At 51.4% G+C, this 1,728-nt stretch carries 2 protein-coding genes; both read right to left on the bottom strand.

The genetic code is table 11. The annotated features are described in order from the left end of the window. Window positions 1–899: electron transfer flavoprotein subunit alpha/FixB family protein (locus tag ACFO8Q_RS23870; protein ID WP_380029885.1), on the bottom strand; the 899-nt coding region annotated here is incomplete at its 3' end. A gap of 391 nt (window positions 900–1,290) precedes the next feature. Next, window positions 1,291–1,728: electron transfer flavoprotein subunit beta/FixA family protein (locus ACFO8Q_RS23865; protein WP_380029884.1), on the bottom strand; the 438-nt coding region annotated here is incomplete at its 5' end.

The raw sequence follows: 1,728 nt of genomic DNA, 5'->3' as shown, positions 1-1,728 counted from the left end.
ACCTTGAAGATCGGAGCTTCCGGATCTTTGTTGATCGCAACAATGACCTTCGAGTTCGACATGCCCGCCAAGTGCTGGATCGCACCGGAAATCCCGCACGCAATGTACAGATCCGGGGTCACCACCTTACCGGTTTGCCCGATTTGCAGCGAGTAATCGCAGTATTCCGCATCACACGCACCGCGGGAAGCACCAACCGCAGCCCCTAAAACGTCAGCCAGTTCCTGCAGCGGCTTAAAGCCTTCCGCACTCTTCACACCGCGTCCGCCCGACACGATGATCTTTGCTTCCGACAGGTCAACCCCACCGGTGCTCTTCTTCACTACTTCTTTAATGAACGTGCGAAGAGAGTCTGCAGGAAGATCAACCGAAACGGTTGTTACGTTTGCGCTGCGGGAAGTGTCAGGCTCTGCCGCAGGCAGGTTGTTCGGACGAATGGTCGCAAATACCATCCCGTCAGCAATGACGTTCCTGGTGAACGCCTTACCCGCATAAATCGGACGGGTGAATACGATTTTGCCGCCTTCCACTTGCACATCCACAATATCCGATACCTGTCCCGCTTCAAAACGAGCCGCCAGCTTCGGAGCCAAATCACGGCCGATCGCGGAGTGTGCCATCAGTACAACGTCCGCACCGCTTTCCCGAATCACCGTTTCCAATGCCTTCGCGTATGCATCAGGAACGTAGTTTGCCAACACATCGTTGTCTACCACAAAAACCTTATCGGCCCCATACTGTGCCAGTGCATCTGCCATGCCGGAAACATTTTTGCCAAGCAGAGCCCCGGAAACAGTACCGCCTTCTGCAAGTTTGCGGGCAGCCGTCAGTGATTCAAATGTCACATTGCGAAGTTTATCGTTCCTTATATCAGCAAGTACCAATACGTTGCGTCCCATATGATTCATCCTCTCTCATTCCCATATTTGTTTACTCCGTTTGACGAGCAAACGGTGTCCGATACTTAACGGATTTTCAGGGTCTTATCCTATCATTTTTGGCAGGAAATTTTGGAATAACGGGTTTTGCGGGCTTTATTTCGCTATCTTTCAGCTGAAAAGTGGTCCAGAACCACGAATAAGAACCTCGCAATCCGTTATTTCAAAATCAGACACGCCAAACAGTTGAATAACGCCCCGAAAATCCTTTATTTATTCCAGTACTCTCACGCTTATTGGCGAATTGGGTTCCCGGCAACATCGCGAGACATACTTCATCTGTCGATCTTCGGGTCCCCATGAAAGTACTCGGAATAAGCTACAACGCTTCCCGTCACTTTCATGGGAAATCTTAGATCACTTTGTCTTCGGTGCGAAGCAGAGTAACAAGTTCTTTTACTCTTGCTTCGGTTTCGCCTTCCAGGATGCGACCGCCCGTTTTTTCTTTCGGCAGGAACGTTTCCACCGTTTCATTTTTCGCGGTTGCCGCTACATTCACATCTCCTGCGCCTACTACCTTCAACGGAATCTTGTTCGCTTTCCGGATGCCGAGCAAGGAAGGATAGCGCGGTTCGTTCAGACCCTGTTGAGCCGTTACGAGTACCGGCAGGGTTGTTTCCACGATTTCCACGTCCCCTTCCGCATCGCGGTGGGCCATTACCTTCGTGCCGTCAATTTCCAGCTTGGTAATGGTCGAAATGTGAGGAATTCCAAGCAGTTCGGCCACACGTACCGCAACCTGTCCGGAACCGTCGTCCACCGCCTGGTTGCCGCCGAGGATGATATCATA

This window comes from Effusibacillus consociatus, from assembly GCF_042652925.1.
In the GTDB taxonomy this organism is placed as follows: Bacteria; Bacillota; Bacilli; order Tumebacillales; family Effusibacillaceae; genus Effusibacillus; species Effusibacillus consociatus.
The sequence above is the reverse complement of the archived record's forward strand: the minus strand, read 5'-3'. Positions and strand labels throughout refer to the sequence as shown.